At 70.7% G+C, this 22,055-nt stretch carries 18 protein-coding genes and 2 pseudogenes; 15 read left to right on the plus strand and 5 right to left on the minus strand.

Going from position 1 to position 22,055, the window contains the following annotated elements; genetic code table 11:
• The first annotated feature begins 15 nt into the window (after window positions 1-15).
• The 3 genes and pseudogenes from AVL59_RS15805 to AVL59_RS54275 all read left to right on the plus strand — a co-directional run.
• Window positions 16-2,199, plus strand: a complete 2,184-nt coding sequence (locus AVL59_RS15805) for an RICIN domain-containing protein (RefSeq protein WP_067304386.1) — start codon at window positions 16-18, stop codon at window positions 2,197-2,199.
• A gap of 109 nt (window positions 2,200-2,308) precedes the next feature.
• Entirely contained in the window at window positions 2,309-4,684 is a 2,376-nt protein-coding gene (locus AVL59_RS15810) for a glycoside hydrolase family 65 protein (RefSeq protein ID WP_067304389.1), read from the plus strand.
• Between the two features lie 146 nt (window positions 4,685-4,830).
• A pseudogene (locus AVL59_RS54275) lies at window positions 4,831-5,031 on the plus strand (DUF6817 domain-containing protein); the annotation flags it as partial.
• Between the two features lie 159 nt (window positions 5,032-5,190).
• On the opposite strand, the gene AVL59_RS15815 reads toward AVL59_RS54275, so the two are convergent.
• Complete coding sequence (locus tag AVL59_RS15815; RefSeq protein WP_067304392.1) at window positions 5,191-6,147, minus strand: LysR family transcriptional regulator; 957 nt, start codon at window positions 6,145-6,147, stop codon at window positions 5,191-5,193.
• Window positions 6,148-6,263: 116 nt separating this feature from the next.
• Here AVL59_RS15815 and AVL59_RS15820 point away from each other — a divergent pair, with 116 nt between their 5' ends.
• From AVL59_RS15820 to AVL59_RS55570, 7 genes are read left to right on the plus strand one after another with little or no spacing between them, the layout of a single operon-like run.
• Window positions 6,264-7,136: an FAD binding domain-containing protein gene (locus tag AVL59_RS15820; RefSeq protein ID WP_067304395.1), complete on the plus strand. Its 873-nt coding sequence runs from the start codon at window positions 6,264-6,266 to the stop codon at window positions 7,134-7,136.
• A 1-nt stretch (window position 7,137) separates the two neighbouring features.
• Complete coding sequence (locus AVL59_RS15825) at window positions 7,138-7,680, plus strand: (2Fe-2S)-binding protein (RefSeq protein ID WP_079146718.1); 543 nt, start codon at window positions 7,138-7,140, stop codon at window positions 7,678-7,680.
• Complete coding sequence (locus AVL59_RS15830) at window positions 7,677-10,049, plus strand: aerobic carbon-monoxide dehydrogenase large subunit (protein ID WP_067304398.1); 2,373 nt, start codon at window positions 7,677-7,679, stop codon at window positions 10,047-10,049. Before AVL59_RS15825 ends, AVL59_RS15830 begins: the two co-directional genes overlap by 4 nt.
• Before the next feature lie 10 nt (window positions 10,050-10,059).
• Window positions 10,060-10,986 (plus strand): XdhC family protein, encoded by a 927-nt coding sequence (locus AVL59_RS15835; protein ID WP_067304401.1) that lies wholly within the window; start codon window positions 10,060-10,062, stop codon window positions 10,984-10,986.
• Window positions 10,979-11,887: an AAA family ATPase gene (locus AVL59_RS15840; protein WP_067304404.1), complete on the plus strand. Its 909-nt coding sequence runs from the start codon at window positions 10,979-10,981 to the stop codon at window positions 11,885-11,887. Before AVL59_RS15835 ends, AVL59_RS15840 begins: the two co-directional genes overlap by 8 nt.
• Window positions 11,880-13,028, plus strand: a complete 1,149-nt coding sequence (locus AVL59_RS15845; RefSeq protein WP_079147389.1) for a vWA domain-containing protein — start codon at window positions 11,880-11,882, stop codon at window positions 13,026-13,028. The genes AVL59_RS15840 and AVL59_RS15845 overlap by 8 nt, the downstream gene beginning before the upstream one ends.
• A 37-nt stretch (window positions 13,029-13,065) precedes the next feature.
• Window positions 13,066-13,200 (plus strand): hypothetical protein, encoded by a 135-nt coding sequence (locus AVL59_RS55570; RefSeq protein WP_257785084.1) that lies wholly within the window; start codon window positions 13,066-13,068, stop codon window positions 13,198-13,200.
• Between the two features lie 191 nt (window positions 13,201-13,391).
• Here the strand turns inward: AVL59_RS55570 and AVL59_RS15850 are convergent, their stop codons facing one another.
• The 4 genes from AVL59_RS15850 to AVL59_RS15865 all read right to left on the minus strand — a co-directional run bounded on the left by AVL59_RS15850 (window position 13,392) and on the right by AVL59_RS15865 (window position 17,458).
• The gene (locus tag AVL59_RS15850) at window positions 13,392-14,498 is read right to left on the minus strand and encodes an aliphatic sulfonate ABC transporter substrate-binding protein (RefSeq protein WP_067304410.1); all 1,107 of its coding nucleotides are present in this window, start codon (window positions 14,496-14,498) and stop codon (window positions 13,392-13,394) included.
• Between the two features lie 545 nt (window positions 14,499-15,043).
• Window positions 15,044-15,502 (minus strand): RrF2 family transcriptional regulator, encoded by a 459-nt coding sequence (locus tag AVL59_RS15855; protein WP_067304413.1) that lies wholly within the window; start codon window positions 15,500-15,502, stop codon window positions 15,044-15,046.
• Between the two features lie 141 nt (window positions 15,503-15,643).
• A complete protein-coding gene (locus AVL59_RS15860) occupies window positions 15,644-16,873 on the minus strand; it encodes an acyl-CoA dehydrogenase family protein (protein WP_067304415.1) in 1,230 nt (409 codons plus the stop codon).
• An 18-nt stretch (window positions 16,874-16,891) separates the two neighbouring features.
• Entirely contained in the window at window positions 16,892-17,458 is a 567-nt protein-coding gene (locus AVL59_RS15865; RefSeq protein WP_067304418.1) for a winged helix-turn-helix domain-containing protein, read from the minus strand.
• Between the two features lie 372 nt (window positions 17,459-17,830).
• Here AVL59_RS15865 and AVL59_RS15870 point away from each other — a divergent pair.
• From AVL59_RS15870 to ssuE, 5 genes and pseudogenes are all read left to right on the plus strand, one after another.
• Window positions 17,831-18,118: pseudogene (locus AVL59_RS15870) on the plus strand (transporter substrate-binding domain-containing protein); the annotation flags it as partial.
• 21 nt (window positions 18,119-18,139) lie between these two features.
• The gene (locus tag AVL59_RS15875; RefSeq protein WP_067304424.1) at window positions 18,140-19,186 is read left to right on the plus strand and encodes an amino acid ABC transporter permease; all 1,047 of its coding nucleotides are present in this window, start codon (window positions 18,140-18,142) and stop codon (window positions 19,184-19,186) included.
• Window positions 19,186-19,938 (plus strand): amino acid ABC transporter ATP-binding protein, encoded by a 753-nt coding sequence (locus tag AVL59_RS15880; RefSeq protein WP_067304427.1) that lies wholly within the window; start codon window positions 19,186-19,188, stop codon window positions 19,936-19,938. Before AVL59_RS15875 ends, AVL59_RS15880 begins: the two co-directional genes overlap by 1 nt.
• 44 nt (window positions 19,939-19,982) lie before the next feature.
• Window positions 19,983-21,005: an ABC transporter substrate-binding protein gene (locus AVL59_RS15885; protein ID WP_067304429.1), complete on the plus strand. Its 1,023-nt coding sequence runs from the start codon at window positions 19,983-19,985 to the stop codon at window positions 21,003-21,005.
• Window positions 21,006-21,097: 92 nt separating this feature from the next.
• Window positions 21,098-21,655, plus strand: coding sequence for an NADPH-dependent FMN reductase (ssuE, locus tag AVL59_RS15890; protein ID WP_067304432.1), 558 nt, complete (start codon window positions 21,098-21,100; stop codon window positions 21,653-21,655).
• Window positions 21,656-22,055: the final 400 nt, after the last annotated feature.

Consider the following 22,055-nt stretch of genomic DNA (forward strand, 5'->3'; position numbering starts at 1 on the left):
CCCCCAGGAGAAACCGTGCTTCCCCTCAACCGCCGTCGCAGATCGACGGCCGTCGCGCTGGTCGCCGCCGCGGCCGCGTCCCTGCTCACCGCCGCACCCGCGCGCGCCACGAGTTCCGCCCTGCCGACCGGTTTCGCCACCGTCCTCAACGCGGCCAGCGGCAAGTGTCTCGACGCCAAGGCCGCCGCCACCGCCGACGGCACGGTCGTGCAGCAGTACGCGTGCAACGACACCGCCGCCCAGCAGTGGAGCTTCATCGCCACCGGCGACGGCTACGTCCGCATCGGCAACGCCAACAGCACCAACCAGGTCGTGGACGTCGCCGACGTTTCCACCGCCGACAACGCGCAGGTCCACCTGTGGAGTTACGGCGGCGGGGCCAATCAGCAGTGGCTGCCCGTGGACGACGGCGGCGGCGCCTTCCACTTCGTCAATCGCAACAGCGGCAAGTGCCTGGACGATCCGGGCGCCTCGCTCACGGACAGCGTGCAGTTCGCGCAGTACACGTGCAACGGCACCGCCGCCCAGCGCTTCCAGGTGGTCCCCGTGAACCAGTCCACGAGCGACCCCGACCTCGGCCCGAACGTCGTCGTCTTCGACCCCTCGATGTCGTCCTCGGCCATCCAGAGCAGGCTCGACACCATCTTCAAGCAGCAGGAGACCAACCAATTCGGCTCCCAGCGCTATGCCGTGCTCTTCAAGCCCGGCGCCTACAGCGCCGACGTCAACGTCGGCTTCTACACCCAGGTCTCGGGCCTCGGGCTCACCCCCGACGCCGTGTCCGTCAACGGCGCGGTGCACGCGGAGGCGGACTGGTTCCAGGGCAACGCCACACAGAACTTCTGGCGCGGCGCGGAGAACCTGTCGGTCAACCCGGCCGGCGGCAGCGACCGCTGGGCGGTCTCGCAGGCGGCGCCGTACCGCCGGATGCATCTGCGGGGCAACCTCGCCCTGGACGACGGCGGCTGGTCCAGCGGCGGCTATCTGGCGGACAGCAAGGTCGACGGACAGGTCGGCTCCGGCACCCAGCAGCAGTGGCTCACCCGCAACTCCCAGCTGGGCGGCTGGACCGGCGCCAACTGGAACATGGTCTTCGCCGGCAGCCAGGGCGTGCCGGACACCAGCTTCCCCAACCCCCCGTACACCACGGTCGCGCAGAGCCCGGTCAGCCGGGAGAAACCGTTCCTGTACGTCGACGGCAACGGCGCCTACCAGGTGTTCGTGCCATCGGTGCGGTCCAACTCCACCGGGACGAGCTGGGCGGGCGGCACCCCCTCGGGCAGCTCGCTGTCCCTGGACACCTTCTACGTCGTCAAGCCGGGCGCCACCGCCTCCCAGATCGACGCCGCGCTCGCCGCCGGTAAGAACCTGCTGTTCACCCCGGGTGTCTACCACCTGGACCAGACCCTGAAGGTGACCCGCCCGGACACCGTCGTCCTCGGTCTCGGCCTCGCCACTCTCGTCCCGGACAACGGCATCACCGCGATGACCGTCGCCGACGTCGACGGCGTGAAGATCGCGGGCCTGCTCCTCGACGCCGGCACCACCAGCTCGAAGACCCTGCTCGAGGTCGGGCCGGCCGGCTCCTCCGCCTCCCACGCCACCGACCCGACCTCCCTGCACGACGTCTACGTCCGCGTCGGCGGCGCGGGCGTCGGCAAGGCGGGCACCGGCATCGTCGTGAACAGCAGCAATGTCATCGGCGACCACATGTGGATCTGGCGCGCCGACCACGGCGGCGGAGTCGGCTGGACCAGCAACACCGCCGACACCGGGCTCACCGTCAACGGCGCCGACGTGACGATGTACGGCCTGTTCGTGGAGCACTTCCAGAAGTACCAGGTGATCTGGAACGGCAACGGCGGCCGCACCTACTTCTTCCAGAACGAGATGCCCTACGACCCACCGAACCAGTCGGCCTGGATGAACGGCTCCACCCAGGGCTACGCCGCCTACAAGGTCGCCGACTCCGTCACCAGCCATCAGGCCTACGGTCTCGGCAGCTACTGCTATTTCAACGTCGACCCGAGCGTGACCGCCGCCCACGCCATCGAGGCACCGAACACCCCGGGCGTCCGCTTCACCAGCATGGTGACGGTCTCCCTCGGCGGCACCGGCACCATCAGCCACGTCGTGAACAACACGGGAGGACCGTCGAACCCGGCCGGCAACGTCGCCGACCTCGTCCGCTACCCCTGACCGGCGCGACGGGCGGGGACAGGAGGTCCTCGCCCGTCGTACCCGCTCCGCAGGCCGATCCCCCGACAGCGAGGCAGACTGGACCGAGGAGGACGGAGGGACCGCTTCGGTGACGGGTCTGCTGTGGGAGTACGACGGCTACGACCCCGCGGAGGAACGCCTGCGGGAGTCCCTGTGCACCCTGGGCAACGGCTACTTCGCCACCCGCGGAGTGCTGCCCGAGTGCGCCGCGGACGCCGTGCACTACCCCGGCACCTACGCGGCCGGCTGCTACAACCGGCTCGCCTCCGAGATCGCCGGGCGCCGGGTCGAGAACGAGGACATGGTCAATCTGCCCAACTGGCTGCCGCTCCGCTTCCGCCCGGCCGGGCGTGACTGGCTCACCCCCGACACCGCCCCGGTCACCGAACACCACCAGGTCCTCCACCTGGACCCGGGCGTACTGGAGCGCCGTACCCGCTACCGGCTCGGTGCCGACGGCGCCCTCCTCGTCCGTCAGCTCCGCCTCGTCCACATGGCCGAACCGCACCTCGCCGCACTGCGCACCGACCTCACCGTCGAGGGCCGCACCGCCGAGCTGGACGTCGAGGCCGCGCTCGACGGCAGCGTCACCAACTCCGGCGTCGCCCGCTACCGCGACCTGGACGGCCGCCACCTCACCCACGTCGAGACCGGCAGCGCGGCCGCACCCGGCACGGTGTGGCTGCGCTGCCACACCCGTACCTCGGACACCGCCATCGGGCTCGCCTCCCGGCTGGCCGCCGACGTACCGGTGTCGGACGGCCACGACGCACTGCGGGCCGTACAGCACCTTCGTCTGTCCCTCGAACCCGGACGTACGGTCACCCTCGACAAGACCGTCGCCCTGCACACCTCCCACGACCCCGCCATCAGCGACCCGCTGCGCGCGGCCCTCGACCATGTCGCCGACGCGCCCGGCTTCGACGAGCTGCTCACCTCGCACATCACGGCCTGGGAGCAGCTGTGGCGGCGGGCCGAACTCGACGTCCCCGGAGATCCCGGCCGCATCCTGCGCCTGCACCTCTTCCATGTGCTGCAGACCCTCTCCCCGCACACTGCCGATCTCGACGTCGGCGTGCCCGCACGCGGACTGCACGGCGAGGCGTACCGGGGCCACGTCTTCTGGGACGAACTGTTCGTCCTTCCCTACCTCAACCTCCATCTGCCCGAGGTCTCCCGCGCCCTGCTTCACTACCGCCACCGCCGCCTGGACGCCGCCCGGCACGCGGCCCGCGAGGCCGGCCTGCGCGGTGCGCTGTACCCGTGGCAGAGCGGCAGCGACGGCCGCGAGGAGACCCAGGAGCTGCACCTCAACCCCCGCTCGGGCCGCTGGCTGCCCGACCACTCCCGGCTGCAGCGGCACGTCGGCTCGGCCGTGGCCTACAACGTCGTCCAGTACTGCGAGGCCAGCGGCGACACCGACTTCCTGCACGCCGAGGGCGCCGAGATGCTCCTCGAGATCGCCCGCTTCTGGGCCGACTCGGCGACCTACGACGAACACCTCGGCCGGCACCGCATCCGGGGCGTGGTCGGCCCCGACGAGTACCACGACGCCTACCCCGGCGCACCCGGACCCGGCCTGGACGACAACGCGTACACCAACGTCACCGCCGCCTGGGTCCTCACCCGCACCCTGGACCTGCTGCGCGGCCTGCCCGAGCCGCGCCGCCGCGAACTCATCGAGCGCACCGGCCTGGAGGAGGACGAACTCGCCCGCTGGGAAGAGGTCTCCCGCACCCTCCACGTGCCCTTCCACGACGGTGTGATCAGCCAGTTCGAGGGCTACGGCGACCTCGCCGAACTGGACTGGCACGGTTACCGCGAGCGGTACGGCGACATCCGGCGCCTGGACCGGATCCTGGAGGCGGAGGGCGACACCGTCAACCGCTACAAGGCGTCGAAACAGGCCGACGTCCTGATGCTCGGCTACCTGTTCTCACCGGCCGAACTCCATTCCCTCTTCGCCTGGTTGGGCCACCGCCTCGACGAGGACACCTGGTCCGCGACGGTCGACCACTACCTGCACCGCACCACGCACGGCTCCACCCTCAGCGGCCTGGTCCACGGCTGGATTCTGGCCCGCGCCCGCCGCACCGACGCCTGGGGCTTCGTCCAGGAGGCCCTGCGCGGTGACATCGCCGACGTCCAGGGCGGCACCACCGGCGAGGGCATCCACCTCGGCGCCATGGCCGGCACCCTCGACCTCGTCCAACGCTGCCTCACCGGCCTGGAGACCCGCGACAGCGAACTCTGGCTCGACCCGGTCCCCCTGCCGGAACTCTCCTCCTACGGCTTCTCGTTGCGCTACCAGGGCCACTGGGGCGTACGGCTGCGTCTGCGCCACGGCCAGCTGGAGGCCGCCATGCCGAAGGCCTCGGGCCCCACCCCCATCGACATCCGGCTGCCGGACCGCGTGGTGCGCGTCGGTCCGGGGGAGAAGGTACGGATGCGGCTGCCGGACTGACGCTCCGGGGGTTCGCGGGGAAGCGAGGCCATCACCGGCAGGCGGAGACGAGGAGATGCGGGAGCTGCTGCGCGCACTCGCGGTGGACGACGAAGAACCCGCGCTGGAAGAGCCGCTGTACCTGCTGGGCGAGGACCCGCGGGTAACGCGTCCGGGCCCGGCTCGCGATGTGGCAGGCTCGACCCGCCCTCCAGCTCGCCGGTCTGTGCCATGCGTTCTACGGCACCGACGGCTTCGCCACCGCACTGCTGCCGGTGGACCGCCGTACCGAGCTCGCGGCGGTGATCGGCGCGGAGGCCGAGGAGATCGTGTATCTGTACGCCTCCTGCGACCGCAAGGCCACCTATGATCGCGCCCACCAGGGCGCCGACCTCGTGCGCGCCGGCCGGATCCGCTACGAGCACGACGCCGCGGCCTGCACACCGTTCCGGTTCCCCGGAGGGGATTTCGACTTGCTGTTCTCGCGCCCGCTGTGCAGACCAAGGTTCTCGGGAGAGCACGCTCTCTCACGCGCCCCAGAGAGTGACGTACACCGGGGGCCGGAACCGGGAGGGCGGGACGCCGGCCCCGGGCGCGCGCATGATGCGGGTCGCCGCGGGCGTGTGCAGGAAGTACAGGAACGCGTCGGTGGCCGGGGAACGCTGCTCCGGCTGCACGACGGTGGCGTGCCAGGTGGCGTCCGACGGCGTGACAGGGGTCTCCAGGATGCGCAGCTCGTCACGGAGGATCCGGGGCGACACCAGATGGGCCAGCGCCGGCGCCACCCCCGCGCCCTCGGCCGCTGCCGCCCAGGTCGCGGCCTGGTTGGGGAACACCCACACGTGTCCTTCGGCCACGCCGAGCCGACGCAGCAGCCGCCCGGAGTCCGCGTCCGGATCGGTCCCGGAGGAATCGACCAGCCACGACCACCGCGCCGGCGGACCGGGCGGCCGCGGCGACCTGGCGCCCGTCACCACGACCAGCTGGGTGCGGAACAGCGGCTCGCTGACCAGTTCGCCCCTGCGGGCGGCGCCGAGATACGGCCCGAGCGCGACGTCGGCCAGCCGGTTCTCCACCAGTACACGGATCTCGTTGCCGGAGGCCACCCCGAACGAGGTCTCGGTCCTGCGCCCCGAGCGAGAGGCGAAGGCCTCCACGAGCGACGGGAGCACGAACTCCGCCAGCGTGCTCGTGGCGACGACCCGCAGTTCGTCGGGCGCGCCCCGGGCCGCCCGCACCGCGGCCTCGGCATCCGCACTCAGTGCGACCATCCGCGAAGCGACCGGCAGCAGCCGCGCCCCGGCCGGCGTCAGGCGCATCCCACCACCCCCGGTGCGCCGGATGAGCGGATCGCCGTAGTGGGTCCGCAGCGCGGCGAGCGCCTGCGACACCGCGGACTCGCTCACGTCCAGAGCCCGCGCCGCGGCGCCCACCGAACCGAGCCGGGCAACCAGCACGAAGGTGCTGAGCTGCGTGACGGTCACCGTCCGATTTTCTCGCGTTCGGGGTGATAAGTGAATGCTTATCCACCCATTGCATGGGCGGTACGCAAGAGCGCAGCATCGCTTCAGCAACGGGCACAGCGATCCAGGAGGGCCCGATGCAAGTACCGGCTGCATTCCAGTACGAGAGGGCCACCAGCCTGGAGCAGGCGATCGAGCTGCTCGCACGGTACGGCCCCGAGGCCCGGGTGGTGGCGGGCGGACACAGCCTGCTGCCGATGATGAAACTGCGGCTCGCCCAGCCCGAAGCGCTGATCGACATCAACGACCTCTCCGAGCTGGCGCTGATCAGGGTGGACGGGCACGACCTGGCCGCCGGAGCGATGGTCCGCCACGCGGATCTGCTCGCCTCACCGGTCGTCGGCGAGCACTTCCCCATCCTGCGGGACGCGGAACGGGTCATCGCCGATCCGCTCGTACGCAACCGCGGCACCGTGGGCGGCTCGCTGTGCCAGGCCGATCCGTCGGAGGACCTGTCCGCGGCGTTCTCGGCGCTGCGCGCGACCCTCGTCGCCCAGGGGCCCGGCGGCAGGCGCACCATCGCGATCAGGGAGTTCTTCCTCGGACCGTACGAGACCGCGCTGAACGAGGCGGAGCTGCTGGTGGAGATCCGCGTGCCCATCCGTTCGCACGCCAGCGCCTACCGCAAGGTCGAGCGCCGGGTCGGCGACTGGGCCGTCGTCGCCGCGGGAGCGGTGCTGGAGATCTCCGGCGGGGTCATCACCGAGGCCGGGATCGGCCTGACCGCGGTGGGTGCCCCACGGTTCGTGTCCGAGCAGGCCGAGGACTTCCTGCGTGGCGGACGGCCGGACGACGAGGCCTTCGCGGAGGCGGGCCGGATCGCCGCGCAGGAGTGCAGGCCGACGGCCGACCAGCGCGGCCCGGTCGACTACAAGCGGCATCTGGCCGGGGAGCTCACCACGCGGGCGCTGCGCGCCGCCGCCGCACGTGCCCAGGGGCAGGAGGCGTGACATGCGGATCACCGTGACCGTGAACGGCGAGCAGCACACGGGGGACGTGGAGCCCAGGCTGCTGCTCGTGCACTTCCTGCGCGACGAACTCGGACTCACCGGCACGCACTGGGGCTGCGACACCTCCAACTGCGGGGTGTGCACCGTCTGGCTGGACGGCACGCCGGTCAAGTCGTGCACCGTGCTCGCGGTGATGGCCGACGGCCATGAGGTGCGGACCGTCGAGGGCTTGGCGCACGGGGCCGAACTCGACCCGGTGCAGCAGGGATTCATCGCCTGCCACGGGCTGCAGTGCGGCTTCTGCACGCCGGGGATGATGATGACCGCCCGCTGGCTGCTCGACCACAACGCCGATCCGTCCGAGGAGGACATCCGCGAGGCGATCTCCGGACAGATGTGCCGCTGCACCGGTTACGAGAACATCGTGCGCTCCGTCCGCTGGGCCGCCGAGCACGGCGGCGGGCGGGGGACCGCCGACGCGGGCACCGAGCCCGCGCCCGGCCGTGAAGAGCCTGTGCCCGGCCGCGAGGAGGTGCGGGCATGACGACCACCGAGGAACGGCCGGTCGGTTTCGGACGGATGCCGCGCAAGGAGGACGCGCGGTTCGTCCGTGGCCACGGGACCTACGTCGACGACGTACGGCTGCCCGGCATGCTGCACGGGGCCATTCTGCGCAGCCCGCTGGCGCACGCCCGGATCATCTCGATCGACACCAGCGCCGCCGAGGCACACCCCAAGGTGAAGGCCGTGATCACCGGGGAGACCCTGGCCGGTCTCGGGCTGGCCTGGATGCCCACGATCTCGTACGACACCCAGGCGGTGCTGGCCACCGACAAGGTGCGCTTCCAGGGCCAGGAGGTCGCCTTCGTCGTCGCCGAGGACCGCTATGCCGCGCGGGACGCTCTCGAGCTGATCGATGTGGAGTACGAGCCGTTGCCACCGGTCGTCGACGCCCTGCGGGCGATGGAGCCGGACGCACCGGTGATCCGTGACGACAAGGAGGACCAGCGGGACAACCACATCTTCGACTGGTCGGCGGGCGACAAGGAGCGCACCGACGAGGTCTTCGCGGGCGCCGAGGTCGTGGTGGCGCAGGACATGCTGTATCCGAGGGTGCACCCGGCGCCGCTGGAGACCTGTGGCACCGTCGCGGACATGGACGCCATCACCGGGAAGCTGACGGTGTGGTCGACCACGCAGGCCCCGCACGCCCACCGCACGCTGTACGCGATGGTGGCCAGCATCCCGGAGCACAAGATACGCATCATCTCCCCGGACATCGGAGGCGGATTCGGCAACAAGGTCGGCATCTACCCGGGTTACGTGTGCGCGGTCGTCGGTTCGATCGTCACCGGCAAGCCGGTCAAGTGGGTCGAGGACCGCTCGGAGAACCTGATGAGCACGTCCTTCGCCCGCGACTACCACATGCACGGCGAGATCGCGGCGACGAAGGACGGGAAGATCCTGGGCCTGCGCGTCCATGTGATCGCCGATCACGGCGCGTTCAACGCCACCGCTCAGCCGACGAAGTTCCCGGCCGGCTTCTTCGGGGTGTTCACCGGCTCGTACGACCTGGCCGCCGCGCACTGCACCGTGACCGGTGTCTACACCGACAAGGCGCCCGGCGGTGTCGCGTACGCCTGCTCGTTCCGCGTCACCGAGGCCGTGTACCTGGTCGAGCGCATGGTCGACGTGCTCGCGGCCGAACTCGACATGGACCCGGGCGAGTTGCGGATGCGCAATCTGCTGCGGCCCGGGCAGTTCCCGTACCGGACGCAGACCGGATGGGAGTACGACTCCGGCGACTACCCGCGCGCTCTGCGACTGGCGATGGACATCGCGCACTACGAGGACCTGCGCCGGGAGCAGGCCGAGAAGCGTGAGCGTGGCGAGCTGATGGGCATCGGGGTCAGCTTCTTCACCGAGGCCGTCGGCGCGGGCCCGCGGGGGCACATGGACATCCTGGGACTGGGCATGGCCGACGGCGCCGAGCTGCGGGTCCACCCGACCGGCAAGGCCGTCCTGCGGATCTCCGTGCAGACCCAGGGGCAGGGCCACGAGACGACGTTCGCACAGATCGTCGCCGAGGAACTGGGCATCCCGCCCGAGGACGTCGAGGTGGTGCACGGCGACACCGACCAGACGCCGTTCGGGCTCGGCACCTACGGATCCCGCTCGACGCCGGTGTCCGGAGCGGCGGCCGCGATGGTCGCCCGCAAGGTACGCGAACGCGCGAAGATCGTCGCCTCCGCGATGCTCGAAGTGAGCCCGGACGACCTGGAATGGGAGAAGGGCCGCTGGTACGTCACGGGCGACCCCGACCAGGGACGGACCATGCCCGAGATCGCGCTCGCCGCCCACTCCGACCTGGAACTGCCCGAGGGTGTCGAGGGCCACCTGGACGCGACCTGCGTCTACAACCCGCCGAACCTGACCTTCCCGTTCGGCGCATACATCTGCGTCGCCGACGTGGACGCGGACACCGGCCAGGTGAAGGTCCGCCGGTTCATCGCCGTGGACGACTGCGGCAACCGGATCAACCCCATGATCGTCGAAGGTCAGGTGCACGGCGGACTCGCGGACGGCCTGGGCATGGCGCTCATGCAGGTGATCGCCTTCGACGAGGACGGCAACTGCCTCGGCGGGTCGTTCATGGACTACCTCCTGCCCACCTCGGTCGAGTGCCCGTCCTGGGAGCTCGGCGAGACCGTCACCCCGTCCCCGCACCACCCCATCGGAGCCAAGGGCGTCGGCGAGTCCGCCACGGTCGGCTCGCCCGCCGCGGTGGTCAACGCCGTGGTCGACGCGCTGAAGCCGCTCGGCGTACGCCATGTCGACATGCCGCTGACGCCCGCCGCGGTGTGGCGGGCCGCCCAGGGACGGCCGCTGCGCACGGACCTGGCGATCACCTGAGGCACCCGCGATGACGAGCACCGAACTGCTGACCCGGGCGGACGTGCTCCGGCACGGCCGGACCCCGTTCGTCCTGGCCACCGTCGTCCACGCGGAACGGCCCACGAGCGCCAAGCCCGGGGACAGCGCGCTGGTGCTGCCCGACGGCACCGTCGAGGGCTTCGTGGGCGGCACCTGCGCCGAGACGACGGTGCGACTGCAGGGCCTGCGCGTGCTGGAGACCGGCGAGTCGCTGCTGCTGAGGATCACGCCCGGCGCGGACACCGGCACCGAAGGCGCGCAGGAGTCTGTCGAAGGCCTGGTCACGGTGGCCAATCCCTGTCTGTCGGGCGGGACGCTCGACATCTTCCTGGAGGCCAACCTTCCGCCGGCGCTGGCGTACGTCTACGGACACGCCCCGATCGCCCGCGCCCTGCTCGACGTCGGTCGCGTGCTCGGCCTCGACGCCCGGCCGGCCTCGCCAGGGGAGCCGCTGCCGCCCGATCTGGACGTCGTCGTCATCGCCACACACGGCCGCGACGAGGAGACCGTGCTGATCGAGGCCGCACGTGCCGGGATCCCGTACATCGGGCTGGTGGCCAGTCCGAAGCGCGGCGCGGCGGTGCTCGCCGGGCTGGACGTCACCGAGGAACAACGCGCGCACGTCCACACCCCGGCCGGTCTGGACATCGGCGCGCGGACCCCCGGGGAGATCGCGCTGTCGGTGTATGCCGAGATCATCGCCTTGCGGCCGAAGGCGGCCCGAGCCGTGCGCCCCGGAGCCGACTCCGCCTCGCCGCAGGCCGTGGCTGAGGGCGTGGATCCCGTGTGCGGCATGACCGTGACGATCACGCCCGGCACCCTGGCACTGGACCGGGCCGGCAGCAGGGTGTACTTCTGCGGGCCGGGGTGCCGGCACGCCTTCGCCGACGACCCCTCCCGTTACGCGCATGCCTGACCTCGACCCCCTCGTACCCGATGTCCCCGCCCTGCGCTCGTGTCTCGACGCAGTCGGATACCTGGCCGACGATGCCCTGGCCACGGCGCTGCTGCTGGCCGTGCGGATGCGGCAGCCGATCCTGCTGGAGGGCGAGCCCGGCGTCGGCAAGACCGAGGCGGCCCGCGCGCTCGCCGCCGTGCTGGACACCCCACTGATCCGGCTGCAGTGCTACGAGGGACTGTCCTCGGCCGAGGCCCTGTACGAGTGGAACTACCCCCGGCAGCTACTGGCCATCCGGCTGGCCGAATCCCGCGGGGAGCCCCTGCGGGACGCCGACCTGTTCACCGAGGACTACCTGCTGCCACGGCCGCTGCTCGCCGCGATCTGCCACCCTGGGCCCCGGCCGGCGGTGCTGCTCGTCGACGAGGTGGACCGCGCCGACGACGAGTTCGAGGCGTTCCTGCTGGAACTGCTCGCCGATGCCGCGGTCACCATCCCCGAACTCGGCACCCGGACGGCCGCGGTGCCGCCGGTGGCCGTACTGACCTCCAACCGGACCCGGGATCTGCACGACGCGCTCAAACGCCGCTGCCTCTACCACTGGATCGACTACCCGGACACCGCACGAGTCGCCGCGATCATCCGCAGACGGGTGCCGGAGGCGGCCGAGTGGCTGGCCCCGCGCGTGGCACGGGCGGTGGCGCGCCTGCGTGCCCGGCAAGAGCTGACCAAGCCGCCCGGCATCGCCGAGGCGATCGACTGGGCCGGCGCGCTGCACACACTGGGCCTGTCCGTCCTCGACGCCGACGCCGCCGACCGCACCCTGGGGGCGGTACTCAAGTACGCCGAGGACCTGGAGGCCGTGCGCCGGGCCGGACTGGCGGAGCTGATCGATGCGGAGGCCGGCACCGATGCCTGATCTGCCGGGACTGGCCGCCGCGTTCACGACCGCCCTGCACGACGCGGGGATCCCGGTGGGCCCCGACCGCACCCGCAGCTTCGCTCGGGCGCTCACCCTGCTGGCACCGTCGACGACGCGCGAGCTGCGGCACTGCGCGCTCGCCACCCTGGTGTCCGACCCCGAGCAGATCGAGCCGTTCGACGCGGTCTTCCGCGAGGTCTTCGGCGGCCCGGCCGACCGCGAGGTGCGGCGCGGGCAGTCCGGTGACCCGGCGCGCTCGCTCCCGCGCACCCTTCCCGGCCGCGTCCCCGGCGCCCGCGAGGCCACCGCGGACGGACGCGGCCGGGAGTCCGACGCACAGCGGAGGGAGGATCCCGTACCCCTCGCCGCCAGTCCGCTCGACCGTCTCGCGAGCCGCGACTTCGCGGACCTGTCCGCCGAGGAACTGGCGCGGCTCTCCGGCGTGATGCGCACCCTCGTGCTCCGCACCCCGACCCGGCCGTCCCGCCGGCACCGCGCCGCACATCACGGTGCGCGCATCGACGTACGCCGCACCCTCTCCGACAGTCGGCGCACCGGCGGATACCCGCTGCGGCTGCGCCGCTTCGTGCCCCGCACCCGCCCGCGCGACCTCGTCGTGCTCTGTGACATCTCCGGATCGATGGAGCCGTATGCCCGCGCGATGCTGCAACTGCTCTACTGTGCCGCCCGCGCCACCCACGCCGAGGTCTTCTCCTTCGCCACCCGCCTCACCCGCCTCACGCCCGTCCTCCGGCGGGCCGGGCCGGACGACGCCCTGGCCCGGGCCGGACAGGCGGCCCCGGACTGGTCCGGGGGCACCCGGATCGCGGAATGCCTGGCGGAGTTCAACGAGCGGTTCGGCCGACGCGGCATGGCGCACGGCGCCGTGGTCGCCATCATCTCGGACGGCTGGGACACCGGCGCGCCCGCCGACCTCGCCATCCACATGGCGCGGCTGTCCCGGGTCGCCTACCGCGTCGTATGGGTCAACCCGCGCACGGCAAGCCCGCGCTACCGTCCGCTCGTGGCCGGCATGGCCGCGGCACTGCCCTACTGCGACGCCGTTGTCAGCGCCCACAACCTCGCGGCCCTGGACGACTTCACCGCCGCTCTGTCCGCCCCGCGCCGCCGCCGATGACCCTGCCCGCCGCCGACGTCAACGAGATCACGCAACCGTGGCCCTGGTCGACGGCATCGCGCCCGTGGCCGTCCATAGGCGCCCGGCCTCGTCATTCGACGATCACCTGACCCTGTTCGAGAACATGATCGACGAACTCGTCGCACCATGTGGCGTGCCGCGGAAGCGGTGAGCACACGCCGTGTTCCTCCGGGCCGGTGACGGCCGTCCCGGTGTCCGGTGTGTGGTCCCGGTTCTGCCGGCGCGGCCTCTGGGAGACGTTGCGAGGGCCCGGCTCGAATGGCGCCGGGCTCTCGCAACGTCCGTGTCAGGGGCGGGTGGAGATGATCGCCACCTCCTGGGAACTCATCGGCCCGGCTGTCGCTACTTGGTGCCGAGACCGGCGTCGTCGACCTCGTCCTTGCCGTCGGCCTTGAGGACCTTGTTCAGCAGCGTGAGGTCGTAGATGCCCTTCAGGTCGGGCTTGTCCAGCAGACCGGCCTTCACCGCGTGCTCGGCCTCGGTGCTGAGCGTCGAGGCCAGAGGGTCGTCGAGAAAGGTGATGGACTTCCAGGCAGGGTCGATGACGCCGGCGGGCAGTGCCTTGCCCGACAGCTCCTTCAGCGCCGTGTTGGCGGCCGCCTTCGCCTTCTCCGGGTTGGCGTTGATCCACTCATTGGTCTTCACCGAGCCGCGCAGCACCGCCTCGACCACGTCCGGGTGCTCCTTGAGGAAGGCCTGCCGCACGACGATGTTCGTGATCACGAACTTCTTGTCCGGCCACAGCGACGCCTCGTCCAGCAGCACCTTGCCGCCCTCGGCGACCAGCTTGGACGCGGTCGGCTCGGGCACCCAGGCGCCGTCGACGGAGCCGGACTTGTAGGCGTCCGGAGTGATCTTGTTGTCGGTGCGGACGACGGAGACGTCGCCCTTGCCGCTCTGCGCGTCGACCTTCCAGCCCTGGTCCGCGATCCAGTTGAGGAACGCCACGTCCTGCGTGTTTCCCAGCTGAGGCGTGGCGATCTTCTTGCCCTTGACGTCCTTCAGGGACTTGATCTTCTTCGGGTTGACGACGAGCTTCACGCCGCCGGAGGCGGAACCGCCGATGATGCGCAGGTTCTTGCAGTTCGACTTGGTGTAGCCGTTGATGGCGGGGGAGGGACCGATCCAGCCGATGTCGATGGACCCGGCGTTCAGCGCCTCGATCTCGGACGGCCCGGCGCTGAAGGTGGAGGGCTTGATCGCGGTGCCGCCGAGCTCCTTCTGGAACAGGCCCTCCTGGTCGCCCACGAGGGCGGTGGCGTGCGTGAGGTTGGGGAAGTAGCCGATCCTGACCTCATCGGCGGAGAGCTTCTTGGCGCCCGCCGCGACCGCGGCCTTCTTCCCGTCGTCGGTGGACTTGGATCCGTACCCGCAGGCGGTCAGCAGGAGAGGCAGCGCCGTGATGACGGCGATGGTGCGCAGGGTGGTGAGCGGTCTTGCGGCAGACACGGAGGTGTCCTCTCGGGGAATGGGTGATCAGGGAGGTACGAAAAGTGATGCGTGAGTCGCATGGCGCGCACCAGCCGGTCCGCTCGCCGACCCTGGGCAGCAGGAATGCCGTCTCGGGCGGGAGAGCCGATCGTGGGGGGAGTGGGTGTTGCGCCTTTGCCACAACCCTGTCGCGCCGGAGACGTGCGGTCAGGGGAGGCGGTGGGAGCTGCCGGTCGAAGGGCGACCTGTTCGCCGGAGCCGGCAGAACGACGGGAGGAGCCCAGCGGTCTCCGTCGTGCTGCCGACAGGTTCTGCCCAGGTCTCAGACGGGCCGACAGATGTCACTGGACGTGCGGCCGAAGTCGATGTGGCGACGCGAGGTCAGCAGGGGCAGCAACAGGAGTGCGCGGTCGAGTGATCTCATGACCCCCACCCCGCAATCCCTAGTTTTCCTACCTGACTGCTAGGGATCGTGGCAGAAGGTGGCGTCCGCCCCAAGAGGGTGTTCGCATGCTGGACGGGCTTATCTCGTCATCTGGGATGAGGGTGAATGGCTCGGCGTATCAGGGGTTTGCCCACGCCGCTGGGGCATCGCTCAACGCCGATACCTCGGCCGGTAGTCGGGCGGCCGCGACGTCGGCCAGCGACACGCCGTCGAGGATCTCGCGCACGTTGGACCGCAATGCGATCCACAAGGGGAGCAGCGACTCGGCCGGGCCGGTGTACGACAGCTCCGGAGGGCGGACCCCGCGCACCGAGACCAGCGGTCCGTCCACGACGCGGATGACGTCGGCGATGCTGATGGACTCGGCGGGCCTGGCCAGCCGATAGCCGCCGCTGCCCCCGCGCTGGCTGAGGACGAGACCGCCCCTGCGCATGTCGTTCAGGATGCTTTCGAGGAATTTGTGCGGGATGTCCTGAGCGTCGGCGATGGCCTCGGCCTTCATCGGTCCGTCGTCCCGTGACGCGGCGAGCTGCAGCGCGGCACGTACCGCGTAGTCCGCCCTGGCTGAGATCCGCATGCGCCCATTATCCCGTACGGCTTCGCCAGGCATCCGCTCCGCAGGCCGCCGGGCAGTGGCAGGTGTCCCTCATGTTCTCGACCGTCCGGGACGCGGGTGCCCTCTGCCGCTGATCCGGCGCTCCGGGTCGGCCCGTAGGCGTCAGGCAGGCAGGACGAACGGTGGGTGCGCGCCGTTGAGGAAGTAGTCCCCGACATCGCGGAGCCGGTGAGCGACGGGCTCGTACAAGGTGTGGGTCCGGGCGTTGCGCCAGAAGCGGTCGAAGCCCAGCCGTGCAGACGCGGAGCGGGCGCCGACGATGTCGAGGGCACGGGCGGCGGACTCCTGCGCGGCCCGGGAGGCGGCGGCTTCGGCCATGGCCACGAGGACGGAGATGTCCGCGTACTCGTCGTAGGTGAGGTCTTCGCCGAGTGCCAGCCCGCCGTGCACGGCTTGCAGTGCCTGATCGGTGAGTGCGGACGCGGAGCGGGTGAGGACGGTGAGTTCCCCGTAGGCGGCCAGCACCTGCGGGTCCTGGGCAGGGCCGACCGGCCAGGCGGGGTGCCAGGGCGAGTGGCTCGCCCGGCTGTACTCCCGGGCTTCGGCGAGCACTCCCTCGGCCATGCCGAGACGGAGCTGGACGGAGAGGAGACGTCCGACCGGCGCCACCAGCGCGGCCGGGGGCGAGAGGACGTCCTCGTCCGCGGACAGGGAACCGAGTACGTCGTGGTCGGCAACCGGTACGGCATCGAACTCCACGCTGCCGCCGGCCGCGAGGCGCTGGCCGAAGGTGTCGGCGTCGCCGTCGATCCCGACGCCGGGCCGGGCGGGATCGACGACGACGGCGAGTGGTTCCCCGGTGTCGGCCCGCACGGCGCGCACGGCGAGGCGGTCGGCGACCAGGACCCCGGTGGCGTAGCTCTGCCGGCCGTCGAGCACATGACCGCCGCCTGTCCTCGTCAGGACGAGCGGGGGTTCCTGGCGGGCGAATCCACCACCCCAGCACCACTGTTCCGCCGCGGACTGTCCCTCGACCCGGGCGGCTGGAGAGGGCTCGGTGAAGAACCGCGCGCTCCACGACAGGAAGTAGTGGCAGCCGAGGAGTTGACCGATCGCAGCGTCGGCCGCGGCGATCTCCCGGACCACGGCGTAGGCCGTGAGCCAGTCCGTGCCGCCTCCCCCGGACTCGGCCGGTACGAGGAGCGTCAGCAGCCCCGCCTCGCGCAGGCGGGACACCTCGTCGAACGGGGCCTTGCCCGCCTGCTCCCGGTCCACCGCGTCGGTGGCCAGGTCGTCCGCCGTCTCGCGGGCCACGCGCAGCCACTGCGCACGGCCGGGCCCGTTCCGGTCGGACTCCGAATTGGGGCCGGACGGCGCAGCGGCAACGCCCATGGGGAAGTCTCCTCAAGGTCAATGGCAGGATGTCGAGTCGGGGCTCTGTTGCTGGTCGGGCACGTACTTGTAGCCCATGCGCCGCACCGTGACGATCCGGTATCGGTGAGCCGCGCCCAGCTTGCGGCGAAGGCGCGCGATGTGGACATCCACGGTGCGGCCGTCGCCGATGTGGTCGTAGCCCCATATGCGGACCATCAGCTGCTCGCGCGTGTGCACATGATGCGGATGCGAAACGAGATGCGCCAGCAGGGCGAACTCCAGGTAGGTGAGGTCGAGTTCGCGTCCATCTGCTTCTGCGGCATGTCGGGCGGTGTCGATACGGACGGCATCGCCTCTCGTCTGCCGCACGGGAGGTGAGTCCGTGTAGGCGACCGGTCGGATCTCCGGCCGTGTCACGTCCTTGGCGAAGAGCTCGGTGGGATCGGTGCCCTCGGGGACGAGCACGAGGTAACCGACGAGGGGAGCGGCCCCGTGTCCCTCGTCGCCGCCCTGCGCGTGGTCTGCGACGATGCGGAGACGGCGCAGGTCGGGGAGTGGCGAACCCGATGGGGTGGTGGCCTGGGCCGGAAGTGCCGTGGTCATGGCGGTCGTCCTTCGGAAGTACGTCGGGACGTCAGGCGCGACGGAAATGGGATCGCCTGGTCGTCCGGGATGAGAGAGAAGGAGCGGAGCGGCACGCGCTCTGTGGCGGACGTGTGCCTTACGCGCGACAGCAGGCGGCGCTGACGACGTGACCAAAGTCGACGTGCCGACGACGAACGAGTCGTTGCTGCGCGGGGGACATGTGCATCATCCTGCGCACCCCGCTGGGGAACGTCAACGTTTCCCTAGTAAACCGATAGGAAATGTAGGGAACGCCACACCTGAGCGGGCTCACCGGTCGCCGTCGACCGCCGGGCGGACCGCGGGTGCGATCGCCCTCTCCAGCCGGGCGCGAAGTTCGGCCCCACGCCGGCGACCCTCACGGCGCTCCAGCAGGACCGCATCGACGTGATCATGTCGACCATCAACGGCTTGCGTTACCAGGCCGCACAGACCGCGTCGCGGACGACCTTCCTCGGGGAGTACCACCGTCTCGACGTCGGCTTCGCCTTCAAGAAGGGCTCCCCGCTCACGAAGGCGTTCCGGGCGGCCGTCAACGAGCTGATCGAGGACGGCACATACACCCGGATCCTCAAGAAGTGGGGCACCTCCGCCTCCGCGATCGACGCGTCGCGGATCAACCCGCCCGAGCACAAGTAACCAGTGAGCAGGAACGCCACGATGGGACTCACCCCTGACTCCGCCACCGCGCCACCCGGCGCGACTTCACCGGGCACCGGCCCCCAAGCCCCGACCGTCCCGGACGAGCCGGCAACGCTGACGGTCGTTCCCGCCCGTCACTACGCTCGCTGGGCGGCGGTCGTCGCCGTGGTCGTGCCGGCCGCCCAGTTCGTGCACGGGCTGGCCACCAACCCGGTCTGGGAGTGGGGGGTCTTCCGCGACTACGTCCTGTCCGAGACGATCGTCGAGGCGGTGTGGGTGACCCTCCAGCTCACCGCCTACGCCACCGTGCTGGGTTTCCTCCTCGGCACCGTCCTGGCCTTCATGCGGCTCTCGCGCAGCCCGGTGCTGCAGACCGTCGCCTGGACCTACATCTGGATCTTCCGGTCCATCCCGATGATCGTCCAGCTGGTGTTCTGGTTCAACCTGAGCGCGCTGTACCAGGAGCTGGGGGTCGGCATTCCCTTCGGGCCGGTGTTCTGGTCCGTCGACAGCAACACGCTCATCGGCACCATCGGGGCCGCCGTCATCGGGCTGACGCTGCACCAGGCCGCCTACGCCGCCGAGATCGTCCGCGGCGGTGTCATCTCCGTCGACCACGGGCAGCTGGAAGCCGCGGCCGCGCTGGGCATCCCCCGGTTGCGGCAGATCCGCCGGATCGTGCTGCCGCAGGCCATGCGCGCCACCCTGCCCACGGCCGGCAACGAGATCATCGGCCTGCTCAAGGGCACCTCGGTGGTCTACGTGATGTCCATCGGCGAGCTGTTCTACCAGGTGCAGGTGATCTACGGCCGCAACGGCCGGGTGATCCCGCTGCTGCTGGTCGCCACCGCCTGGTACGTGGTGCTGACCTCCCTGCTGTCGATCGCGCAGTACTACGTCGAGCGACGTTACGCCCGGGGCACCAACCGCACCCCGCCGCTCACCCCGTATCAGCGTGCCCGGCGCTTCCTACGCGATCTGCGTGCGGCGGCGGCCCGGCGCAGCCGGCCCGTCGTACCCGTCAAGACCCTCAGACCACTGGGAGACAGCCGAGGAGCGAGGTGATGGTGGACGTCCGTGGCGTCCACAAGAGCTTCGGCCCGCTGGAAGTGCTCCGCGGCGTCGACCTGGAGGTCCGCACCGGCGAGGTCACCGTGATCCTCGGCCCGTCCGGCTCGGGGGAATCCACGCTGCTGCGCACCATCAACCACTTGGAGAAGGTCAACCGCGGCTGGATCAGCATCGACGGCGAGCTCATCGGCTACCGCCGCTCGGGCGGCAAGCTGTACGAGCTGAAGGAGAAGGACATCCTGAAGCAGCGCACCCACCTCGGGTTCGTCTTCCAGAACTTCAACTTCTTCCCGCATCTGACCGTGCTGGACAACCTCGTCGAGGCCCCCGTCTCCGCGCTGGGCCGCCCGCGCCAGGAGGCAGAGGAGACTGCCCGCCGGCTCCTGGAGCGGGTCGGCCTCGCCGACAAGGCCGACGCCTACCCGCGGCAGCTCTCCGGCGGCCAGCAGCAGCGCGTGGCCATCGCCCGCGCGCTCGCCCTCGCGCCGAAGGTCCTGCTCTTCGACGAGCCCACCTCGGCGCTCGACCCGGAACTCGTCGGCGAAGTCCTCGACGTCATCAAGGACCTGGCCCGCACCGGAACCACCATGATCGTCGTGACCCATGAGATCGGCTTCGCCCGCGAGGTCGCCGACACCGTGGTGTTCATGGACGGTGGGGTCGTCGTGGAGCAAGGGCCGCCCACGGCCGTCCTGGACGACCCGCGGCAGGAACGCACCCGCGCCTTTCTCTCCAAGGTCCTCTGACCGCCCCTCACCCCGTTTCGCATGCCCACGCAAGGAGAACGACCGTGTCCACCCTCCCCCAAGTTCTCGGCCTCGCTCGAACAGGGGGCGCCCCCACCGCCCGCCGCTCCGCCGCAGTCGCGCTCGGACTGACCTCCGCCCTCGTCCTCGCCGCCTGCGGCAACCCTTCCGACGGCGGCACCACCGAGGTCGCGGCCTCGAAGGGCACCAATACAAAGATCAACATCAGCCCTGACCAGAACCGCATCACCACGGACAAGGTCGACTCCATCGCCGCCGAGGTCCCGGAAGCGATCCGCAGGAGAGGCACCCTGGAGACGGTCGGCTCCTCCGGCTCCGCCGCGCCGCTCACCTTCTACGCCACCGACGACAAGACCGTCATCGGTGTCGAGCCCGACATCGCCCACCTGGTCGCCGACGTCCTCGGCCTCGAGCCGCGCATCAACACGGTCTCCTGGGAGAACATCTTCGTCGGCCTCGACAGTGGCAAGTACGACGTCGGCTTCAGCAACATCACCGACACCGAGGAGCGCAAGGAGAAGTACGACTTCGCCTCCTACCGCGAGGACAACCTCGGCTTCGAGGCGAAGAAGGGCAGCGGCCTGAAGGTCACCGGGCCCAAGGACGTGGCGGGCAGGACGGTCGCCGTGGGCAGCGGCACCAACCAGGAGAAGCTGCTCGTCGAGTGGAGCAAGGAGGACGTGAAGGCCGGCCTCAAGCCGGTGAGCATCAAGTACTACCAGAACGACAGCGACACCTACCTCGCCCTCCAGTCCGGCCGGATCGACCTCTACCTCGGCCCCAATCCGACCGCCGCCTATCACGCGGCCACCACCGGGAGGACGGAGGTCGTCGGCACCTACTCAGGCGCCGGTGCCACTCTCCAGGGCCTTATCGCGGCCACCACCAAGAAGGACAACGGACTGGTCAAGGCGCTCGCCGACGCCCTCGACGAGATCATCCACAACGGCACCTACGCCAGGGTGCTGGAGCGCTGGGGCCTGTCCGGCGAAGGCGTGGCGAAGTCGGAGATCAACCCGCCCGGCCTGCCCAGGACCAACAAGTAGCCGTCTGCTCGGGCAGCCCTTGCAGGGTGCGGGGCCGCGACGCGCGGCCCCGCACCGATCCCACGCCCGTCCCACGCTCCGAAGGGTCCGCCATGGCCACCGTCCTGTCCGTCTCCGGAAGTCCCTCCGCCACCTCTCGCACCGCCCGCCTGCTGCGCCACCTGGACAGGCGGCTCACGGCCCAGGGACACGAGGTGATCCCGCTGGACGTCCGCACCATCCCCGCCGAGGCCCTCCTCGGCGCCGACTTCCGGCATCCGGCGATCGTCGAGGCGACCGCGCTGGTCGACCGCGCCGACGGGGTCGTGATCGGCACGCCCGTCTACAAGGCCGCCTATTCCGGGCTGCTGAAGTCGTTGCTCGATCTGCTGCCGCAGTACGGTCTGGCCGGCAAGACCGTCCTTCCGCTGGCGACCGGCGGAACCACGGCGCACGTCCTGGCGATCGACTACGCCCTGCGCCCGGTGCTCAGCTCCATGGGCGCAGCGCACATCGTCCAGGGTCGGTTCACGCTGGACAAGGACATCGCGGTGGGCGATGACGGCACGCTGACCGTCGCGCCGGGTCCGGCCGAGGCCCTCGCACAGATCGTCGATCAGTTCTCCGAAGCCCTCGGCAGTCGTACAGCCCTGCTGGCGGCCGCCGGATGAGCGCCTTGACCGTGACCGCCGACCACGACGGGCGAAAGGCGTGAGCCCCGCCTTCCACACCGCCGTACCGGAGAATTCCTGCAGGCCGTAGGTGAGTTCTCGGGGCAGGGCACGGCCGTCGACCTGAACGACGAGCACCTCAGGGGCAAGGACGCCGGGCTCGCCCGGCCGCGCCCCTCGCTCCGGTGTCCGGCCGCCCGTCAACGTCCCCGCGGTGCCGGCCCAAGTTCCTGCGCGAGCCGACCAGAACGTAACGGCCGAGCACATCAAGATCAGCCGAATTGCTCCGTATTCCGGGCTGTGTGCTACGGCAACATGTCGACCTCATGGCGGCGCCAGGCAAAACCTGGTGCCGCGGCAAAGTACGGACCAAGCTGACGCTCGCATCTCCCTCACTCCG

Source organism: Streptomyces griseochromogenes (assembly GCF_001542625.1).
In the GTDB taxonomy this organism is placed as follows: domain Bacteria; phylum Actinomycetota; class Actinomycetes; order Streptomycetales; family Streptomycetaceae; genus Streptomyces; species Streptomyces griseochromogenes.

What these genes read in the sequence shown, in the direction of transcription:
- AVL59_RS15820 (WP_067304395.1), top strand. Translation starts at nt 6,264, where the DNA reads ATGCAAGTACCGGCTGCATTCCAGTACGAGAGGGCCACCAGCCTGGAG.
- AVL59_RS15825 (WP_079146718.1), top strand. Translation starts at nt 7,138, where the DNA reads ATGCGGATCACCGTGACCGTGAACGGCGAGCAGCACACGGGGGACGTG.
- AVL59_RS15830 (WP_067304398.1), top strand. Translation starts at nt 7,677, where the DNA reads ATGACGACCACCGAGGAACGGCCGGTCGGTTTCGGACGGATGCCGCGC.
- AVL59_RS15835 (WP_067304401.1), top strand. Translation starts at nt 10,060, where the DNA reads ATGACGAGCACCGAACTGCTGACCCGGGCGGACGTGCTCCGGCACGGC.
- AVL59_RS15840 (WP_067304404.1), top strand. Translation starts at nt 10,979, where the DNA reads ATGCCTGACCTCGACCCCCTCGTACCCGATGTCCCCGCCCTGCGCTCG.
- AVL59_RS15845 (WP_079147389.1), top strand. Translation starts at nt 11,880, where the DNA reads ATGCCTGATCTGCCGGGACTGGCCGCCGCGTTCACGACCGCCCTGCAC.
- AVL59_RS15855 (WP_067304413.1), bottom strand. Translation starts at nt 15,502, where the DNA reads ATGCGGATCTCAGCCAGGGCGGACTACGCGGTACGTGCCGCGCTGCAG.
- AVL59_RS15860 (WP_067304415.1), bottom strand. Translation starts at nt 16,873, where the DNA reads ATGGGCGTTGCCGCTGCGCCGTCCGGCCCCAATTCGGAGTCCGACCGG.
- AVL59_RS15865 (WP_067304418.1), bottom strand. Translation starts at nt 17,458, where the DNA reads ATGACCACGGCACTTCCGGCCCAGGCCACCACCCCATCGGGTTCGCCA.
- AVL59_RS15875 (WP_067304424.1), top strand. Translation starts at nt 18,140, where the DNA reads ATGGGACTCACCCCTGACTCCGCCACCGCGCCACCCGGCGCGACTTCA.
- AVL59_RS15880 (WP_067304427.1), top strand. Translation starts at nt 19,186, where the DNA reads ATGGTGGACGTCCGTGGCGTCCACAAGAGCTTCGGCCCGCTGGAAGTG.
- ssuE (WP_067304432.1), top strand. Translation starts at nt 21,098, where the DNA reads ATGGCCACCGTCCTGTCCGTCTCCGGAAGTCCCTCCGCCACCTCTCGC.